This is a genomic window from Flavihumibacter petaseus NBRC 106054 (assembly GCF_000974785.1).
Taxonomy (GTDB): domain Bacteria; phylum Bacteroidota; class Bacteroidia; order Chitinophagales; family Chitinophagaceae; genus Flavihumibacter; species Flavihumibacter petaseus.
The window spans coordinates 1-649 of record NZ_BBWV01000010.1; the positions used below are offsets into that span (position 1 = coordinate 1).

1 protein-coding gene is annotated in these 649 nt (G+C 55.0%); it reads left to right on the forward strand.

What is annotated here, in order from left to right:
- Positions 1-649 (forward strand): SprB repeat-containing protein (locus FPE01S_RS24390; protein WP_046371759.1); only part of this gene is annotated, 649 nt, incomplete at both ends.

Genomic DNA, 649 nt, shown 5'->3' on the forward strand with positions numbered 1-649 from the left:
ACTGCCAGCAACGGTTACCATTGATCAGCCTGCTGTGCTCACAGCATCTGCAGCTGGCGACGACGTAACCTGCTACAATGCGGCTAACGGTACTATTACCGTATCCAGCCCAACCGGCGGCAGTGGTGAATTTGAGTTCCGCATCAACGGAGGAACATGGCAGGAAGGCCTGGTGTTCAGCAACCTGGCACCGGATACTTACACCATCGACATCCGCGACAAAAACAACCCACTTTGCATTGTTACGCTGCCCGAAACAGTTACCATTGATCAGCCTGCAGTGCTTTCCGCATCTGCAGCTGGTGATGACGTAACCTGCTTTAATGCAGCGAACGGTAAGATCACTGTTTCCAGCCCGACCGGCGGCAGCGGTGAATACGAGTTCCGCATTAATGGCGGCACCTGGCAGGAAGGCCTGGTGTTCAGCAACCTGGCCCCGGATACCTATACCATCGATATCCGCGACAAGAATACCCCGGCTTGTATCGTAACACTGCCTGGCACCGTTACCATCGATCAGCCGGCAGTGCTGTCAGCATCTGCAGCTGGTGACGACGTAACCTGCTATAATGCGGCCAACGGTAAGATCACTGTATCCAGCCCAACCGGCGGTAGCGGTGAATACGAGTTCCGCATCAACGGAGGAACA